The 6,835-nt window shown below is 58.4% G+C and carries 4 protein-coding genes and 2 pseudogenes; all 6 read right to left on the bottom strand.

All coding sequences use genetic code 11. From position 1 onward, the window contains the following. Positions 1–164 (bottom strand): SDR family NAD(P)-dependent oxidoreductase (locus AC0L2C_RS29000; protein WP_473525055.1); only part of this gene is annotated, 164 nt, incomplete at its 3' end. A gap of 231 nt (positions 165–395) precedes the next feature. Then, positions 396–1,604: a beta-ketoacyl-[acyl-carrier-protein] synthase family protein gene (locus AC0L2C_RS28995; protein ID WP_473525049.1), complete on the bottom strand. Its 1,209-nt coding sequence runs from the start codon at positions 1,602–1,604 to the stop codon at positions 396–398. Then, positions 1,605–1,886 carry an acyl carrier protein gene (locus AC0L2C_RS28990; protein ID WP_473525048.1) on the bottom strand — a complete coding sequence of 94 codons (282 nt, stop codon included), beginning with the start codon at positions 1,884–1,886 and terminating at the stop codon, positions 1,605–1,607. 1,519 nt (positions 1,887–3,405) lie between these two features. Next, positions 3,406–3,721 (bottom strand): annotated as a pseudogene (locus AC0L2C_RS28985) (ATP-binding protein); the annotation flags it as partial. Then, positions 3,712–4,185 (bottom strand): annotated as a pseudogene (locus AC0L2C_RS28980) (ISL3 family transposase); the annotation flags it as partial. The pseudogenes AC0L2C_RS28985 and AC0L2C_RS28980, both read right to left, overlap by 10 nt. A 194-nt stretch (positions 4,186–4,379) precedes the next feature. Continuing rightward, positions 4,380–6,296: an acyltransferase family protein gene (locus tag AC0L2C_RS28975; RefSeq protein WP_473525047.1), complete on the bottom strand. Its 1,917-nt coding sequence runs from the start codon at positions 6,294–6,296 to the stop codon at positions 4,380–4,382. Between the last annotated feature and the right edge of the window lie 539 nt (positions 6,297–6,835).

Raw genomic sequence — 6,835 nt, 5'->3', positions numbered from 1 at the left:
TTGACCCGGTCGCCGAGCTCGGCCGCCAGCGTTTCCAGCTTCTCGACGCGGGTGCCGTGCAGGCCGACGACAGCGCCTTGCGCATGCAGCACCCTGGCGATAGCCTCGCCGATGCCTCCCGATGCGCCTGTGACGAGCGCCTTGCGGCCGGTCAGATCGAACATTTATCGATTCCCTTTCTAAGACCGGCTTCGCACGGAAGCGGTCACTGGCGCCCTGCGCCTTCCAGACATTATCGGGTACATCTTTGGACAGGTCCTCGAGCCGAACTCGAAGGGTCTCGCTTAACCTTCCGGGTAGCGGAACTGTCCAAGTCGCTTCAACAGTTGAGAATTTTGCAAAAAACGGACCCCGGATACCAGAGATAGAGTTCCTGGAGGCATCTCGTATGGCTTCTACACCTGCTTGAACGCTAGAACTGCATTCATACCGCCCATAGCAAACGCGTTGCTCATCGCCACACGCACCTTACGCTCGCGCGGCACGTTGGGCGTGACATCGAGATCGCAAACGGGATCTGGCTCGCGATAATTGGCGGTCGGCGGCACGACGCCCTCTTGGATCGCCATCACGCAGGCGATCATTTCAAGCGCGCTCGCTGCACCGAGGCAATGCGCGTGGGTGGACTTGGTGGAGGAGATTGACATCGAGTAAGCATGGTGGCCGAAGACGCGCTTGATCGCCGCCGTTTCGGTTTCGTCGTTGGCCTTGGTGCCGGTGCCGTGCGCGTTCAGGTAGTCCACGTCCTCGGGATTCAGCCCGGCATCGGCAAGACAGGCGCGTATCGCTGTTTCCGGGCCTTCGATAGATGGCGCGACTATGTGAAAAGCATCGCCGGAAAAACCGATGCCCGCGACCTCGGCAAGGATCGTAGCGCCGCGCGCGCTTGCGTGCTCATAGCTCTCCAGCACGGCCATCCCCGCGCCCTCGCCCAGCACCACGCCCTTCCTGTCGCCGGAGAAGGGGCGGCAAGTGTCCGGGGCGAGTACGCGCAGTGCTTCCCAGCCCTTCATCACGAGCCAGACGAGTGGCGCGTCACTGCCTCCGGCAACCATAACGTCGGCCCGGCCGAGCTTGATCTGATCCACTGCAGAAGCGATTGCGTGGTTGGCCGACGCGCATGCTGATGCCAGGCCAAAGACCGGACCACGCAGGCCGAGGTTCATGCTGACTTGGCTGGCAGCGGCGCTCGGTAGCACCTTAGGTGCAGTGAGGATGGGAGCACGTCTGCCGTTGTTGAAGTCCAGGACACGATAGCTCCCTTCCATGGCTCCCCAGCCCCAGCCGCAGACGCCCACTGCCGTGCCGAAGCGATGAGCGTTATCTTCATAGAAGGAAAGTCCGGCTTGCCGCATCGCTTCGCGCGCTGCAAGCACCGCGAGCAGGCTGAATCGGTCCATCGAGACGGACTGGCTGCGTTCGATGTCATGGGCGGGTAGCTCCTTGATCTCGGCACCTATATGGCCCTCAAGCCCATGAAGCTCGGGAGTCACGATCGGGCCGATGGCGGAGCGCCCTTCACGCATTCCTGTCCAGATGGAGGCGGCATCAGTGCCCAGGCCGCACAGCCCGCCCAGTCCGGTGATGACGACACGCCGATCCATTCAAGCCGCCCTGCTTAGCAAGCCGCGGACGGCTTCCACCATGTCGCCGACACTTTGGAGATTCGACCACGCCTCGGCCGAATTCATTTCGATCTTGATGCCGTAGGCCTGCTCCACATCCCAGAGGAGATCCGCCAGACCCAGCGAATCGACTCCCAGCGAGGTCAGTTCCGTGGCAGTCGTTATTTCGCCGATGATGGACACACTCTCTCCCTCGCCGCTCTCCGATTCGAGGCGGTTCTTGATCGTGGCAATGATTTCCGTTGTGAGTTGGTCAGCCATTCTGTTCCTTTCATAATAATGCCTTTTGACGTGGGTGCGGCGCCATGCCTCTGCCAGTCACCTCGCGAAAATCGTCCCTGACCAGGCTTGTGCCACTCACCAACAGCAATCGGAGCACGTCTGAGCTCATGGAAAAACTTCTCCTTTCGGGCTCTTTTTTCGCTGTCGTCACACGATATGGGAAGCGGGCGATCAGGGCGTGTGAGGTGCTGTCAATGCGAGATTCCGGAAGATTGATAAAATCGTTTGTTTCGATGAGATGCATCCACCCTGTGGATAGAGAGCCGCGACCGAACTGTGCTGGTAGACACCAAGTCTCATACCGGAAAGGGAGCTCGGCTCCAGTATGTCATTGGCGCCCTCTCGATAAGAGACTATCGCTTCTCCATGGCGCAAGGCCACGTCGTTCCCAGAGGAGCCGGTGGAAAGCAATATGCATCTGATCTTTCGGCTACAAAGCGCGTCATCGCGGCCTCATCCGCCTTGCCGATTTCACCATTCGGACCATAGAATTTGATGCCGTTGCGATCGGCTGGAATGTGCGACCGGTGACCATAAGAGCCGCCGTGCCGTGTCTGCGTGCATATAGTGCCAGGGCAGGCGTAGGTATGGCGCCGCGATCGATCGGCTGGAAACATTTGCGGCCAACGCCGCCATGCAATTGTTGACTATCGCCTGACTGCTGTCAGGTAGGTCGCGGCCTATGAAGACCGAACTATTCGGCTGAACCCGGCTCGAAATTAAACGCCAAGCGAAAGCTTCGGTATAAAGTCCGCTGGCCTTGCCGACCAATTCCGAATCCAAACCTCGAACGCCGCTTGACCCGAATTTCATGACTTCGCTTTGCTGGTGGACAGGCAGGGTGGGTAATGTTGCAGTGGGCTAGTGCTTCTATTGAAAGCGCCATAGTTCTCAGCCACCTGCTGTTCAGATATGTGGTCTCTACAACACGGTAACGGCCGATCAAATTTGCAGAATGATCCAAACAGGAGCTCAGAACGGAAGTTTCTCGCCCACCCAAGGCTGCCAGATTGTAGCGGCCCATATAGCTCGCTCTATCACGAGAGTCGTAAGGCCGCTTCTGAGTTCCGCCGAACAGCAGGGCCTCCACTTGAAGCGCCGGCGTATGTCGCGCAACGCCGCGATTATGGAGACCACGTCGACGCTGGCCGACAATGACGACCGCCTGATCGGTTAGTCACTCGCTGGGTACAGCAGCGATCGGGTAGTTCTGGCGTTTTGACTCACTAGTCTAGATATACTGCATCCGGTCGGAACACATAACCGATCGGCTTTCTGCGCTAAGCTCCAAGCGTGGTCATTAGCGATATCAGCTTGATGGAGATGGCCACGCGCTGCTGAACGGCTGAGGTGAGGCAATCGCGACCTCCAGCATCACCTTGGGCTGTATCTGCTGCTGGGAAACGGCAAAGCTGATCTCCACGGGCGGAATAGAGCGCGAACGGTGGTTGCCAATGCGACTTGCCTCGAGAACCGACCGACAACAATGCCGTTTGAATTACCCGAGCTCGTGGATCATCACGTCGGGAAGGACCGCCTTGGCGATGTCGCATAAGTGCTGATGATGAGTGATGTAGATGACTTGGCCCACACCGGCCATTTCGCCGAACAGGCGGAGAACTCCTCCGACCTGAGATGGTCGAAGGTTTCCATGATGTCGTCGGCGATGAACGGAACAGCGGGCCTGAGCTTGGCAACTCATAGTATCCGGCCAGGCGTAGAGCGAGGTAGAGCTGGAAACGCGCGCCTTTCGAAAGAGCGTCTGCGACCTTCGATTGGCCATCCTGCTGCGTTGCGATGAGGACCCTTCGGCCTGTCCGTTGCTCCAGGGCAGCTCGATGGCGTTCTTGACGGCATCGATGTCTCTGCGCAAAACACGGGCGATCGGAATGATGTCGGAGTCGATTGCATCGTCGATCCAGGGGTCCAGTGTTTCCGGCCTCTTGCTGCGAAGGATGCCGTTGAAGCGCATCGCCAGGCGTCGCATCTCGGCGAATGCGTCAGATCCCTGCTTCAGGGCATCGACTTTCCTTGCCTGTCGAGGCGTCAGCAGGCCTCTTGGCTTTATGCACAGCGCCGCGGCAACAACTGGCGAAATCGCGTGGCCGGTATCCGGATCTCGAACGGGTCCCAAGCTGAGCGCCATGGAAGGAACGTCATCGACGCGCTCTCTTTCGGCCCGCCGCCAGGCTCCCAGCAGGCGCTCCAGATTGGAGAAGCTGCCGGTGTAGCCGCGCTGCTTGACATCATGAAAAAGATGCCGTCCGCAGCGGCTTCCAGCAGAGAAGCCCGTCGGCGCCGCATCGCCATCGAGCGCGAGAGGCGCCGTGCGGGAACGCGTTCCGCTTGGCAGCCTTGCGGGCCGTCGCCTCGTGATTTCAGGTCGGCGCGGCGGGCGTCCGATTCCTCATGCGCTTTTCATTGCGAGCCACGCGAAAGTGCTCGCGGTTCACTCCGCCTAAAAAATTCGCTCTAACGAGCAGCCCTGATCAGCCTCTCAGCAAGTCTTGTCTTTCGAGCGATGATTTCTGATCCTTCATAGGAAAGATGGCCGCTGTCCCGGTAGAGGAATTTGCCATCGATCTCGGTTCTGCATTTTGTGTCGTCGCAGAGAAAGTCGTGGTAAGAGACAACCTCTACGTCAGCTTTCACAGCCACCTGGTTCAAGAGCTCAAGAGTGCGGGATCGCATCCGGCGGTAATCGGTGACATAAATTTCGCAATCACTGTGCCGCCCGAGCATAAGATTTCCCCTCACCTTTCGCTCAAGGCAATCGCCGATATCGAAGCCTGCGACTGGCGGGGGAGCAACTACGACCACTCGCCTGCCCAAAGCGCGAACGGCGTCGACGAGGGACTTGATACCCTCAACGGCTCCATCTACCGAAGTTTCAACTTCCGTGAATGTCCCGTCACGCCTCTTAAGCAGCATGAAGTCTTTTGAATCAGGGGCGTCAAATGGGCTCGAAATGACAACGGTCCTTATCCCCGGCCGATTTTTCAGGATACCCAAAACGCTGTCATTGAAGCGAACACAGTCCTCGGCGAAGGAGGGAGACGCTGCGCGCTTGGAGAAGGCAGCAACGCCGATGGCGGGGAAGCACCCGCTCATTGTGAGCTGAGCCAGGCCGGCCTCTCCGATCGTTTTGGCCAAGCCGGGAACCAGCGCCATGGCAAATGAATCGCCCCAAACCAGCAATTCGGGCCTGCCCGTCGTCTGACAGGCCTCGGGAATGCCCTGGGGAGGCGATCCAGATGTGAGATCACATGCCCTTCCCAGGCCGTAATTGATCCGTCGGCTCTCGGAAAAGCCAACCCTACTTTCGGCTGCGCCAATGTCGACTGACCGTGCGAAGCCAAGAAGAACCGTTGCGGCAACGAGTGCTGAGGCCATCCATCCACGAGATGCGACGAATCCCTGCCGGAACGGCTTTTCCACGAGCCGGTGAAGAACTAAGCTGGCTACAACTGAGAAGGCAACTGCCGCATAGATCGCAAGCGCGGGAGGCTCTGCCAGCCAAGCAGCCCGCACATATACAAGCACCGGCCAATGGACCAGATAGAGCGAGTACGAGATATCCCCGATCCTTGCCATGCTTCGAACCGCCACATTATCCCTGCTGGGCGACAGCAGGAGGATCAGGGTTGCCAAACAAACCAAAGCGGCATCCACGATCGGGTTCTGCGAACTAAGTCCAATGGGAATAAGGAGGACAAGCACGAACGCCGGGACGCGCAGCGCCGCAAACTTGGCCGCCACGCGAGCGCTTGCGGGAAGCAATGCCCCGAGCGAACCAATCGCTATTTCCCAAAAGCGGGTCGGCAAAAGATAAAATGCAGCGTATGGGTGACGAATGGCCACGTAGAGACACAGTGCCAGGCTGGCAATCAGGAGCAAACTAACCGCTGTGAGCCGCCATCTCTTGGGAGCCAAGGCCAAGAAAGCAGGAAGCAGCAGATAACACTGTTCTTCGACAGCGAGCGACCAGAAATGCAGGAGAGGCTTCGTTTCGGCGGATTCGCCGAAATAGTCCGCCTGAGACCAGAGAACGATGTTGCCGGTGAATGTGAGCGCCCCGAGGACCTGACTTCGGAAGTCCCGCAGGCCCACATCCGACAGGAAAAAGGGTGCAGCGATCGTCGTGAGCGCAATGACCACATAGGCCGCGGGCAACAGGCGCTTCGCACGACGATAATAGAATTCCCAATAGCTGAACCGTGACTGCTCAAGCTGGGTCGTGATGAGGCCGGTGATCAGAAAGCCCGAAATTACGAAGAAAATATCAACGCCGAGATAACCAAACGGCGCGATTTGGGTATGATAAAGGACAACCAGCAGGACAGATAGACCCCGCAAGGCCTGGACATCGGCTCGAAAGTCTCGCGTCATAGAAGACCTGATGAAATTCCCGGTTTAATTGGATGAACTGAGGCCTCGCACCATCGATGTGAAAATGGTGCCCTTCTAGAATCATCCGCTGGATCGAATTCGGCCGATCTGCCCCACTCGCCCATAACATAAGTAAGAAAGTTTCCGGCAGCAGGTGTCGGCGTACTTGCTTTCAGTCAATTGTTGTTCTTCTAATGGAGCATGCCCGCTAATTCGTAAAATTGATTAGTTGAATGCCATACATCCAGGCTATGGATCTTTTGCACACGCTCTGATGGCATTCGGCGAGATTGCCGACTGCTTGCCGTCACCGTAAGTTTTTGCCCTCCCACAAAACGTCGAGCCAAAGGCGCCCGCCACGCGCGTTCGCCATAAGACTTCATCACGCTGCATCTGGCTTCCAGTTCGAATGCACGGCTTTGAAGTAGGCGCGGTGGTTGCGGGGCCCCCCCCCGGCGGACGCGGGGCGGGGTTTTTTTACCCCCCCGTGGGGGGGGGCCTTCGGGCCCCCCGGCCCCCCCCCCGCATTTTTTGGGGGC

The organism is Mesorhizobium sp. WSM4845 (assembly GCF_055811455.1).
The sequence above is the reverse complement of the archived record's forward strand: the minus strand, read 5'-3'. Positions and strand labels throughout refer to the sequence as shown.

Coding starts and splice junctions, on each gene's coding strand:
- AC0L2C_RS28995 (WP_473525049.1), bottom strand. CDS start 1,604: ATGGATCGGCGTGTCGTCATCACCGGACTGGGCGGGCTGTGCGGCCTG.
- AC0L2C_RS28990 (WP_473525048.1), bottom strand. CDS start 1,886: ATGGCTGACCAACTCACAACGGAAATCATTGCCACGATCAAGAACCGC.
- AC0L2C_RS28975 (WP_473525047.1), bottom strand. CDS start 6,296: ATGACGCGAGACTTTCGAGCCGATGTCCAGGCCTTGCGGGGTCTATCT.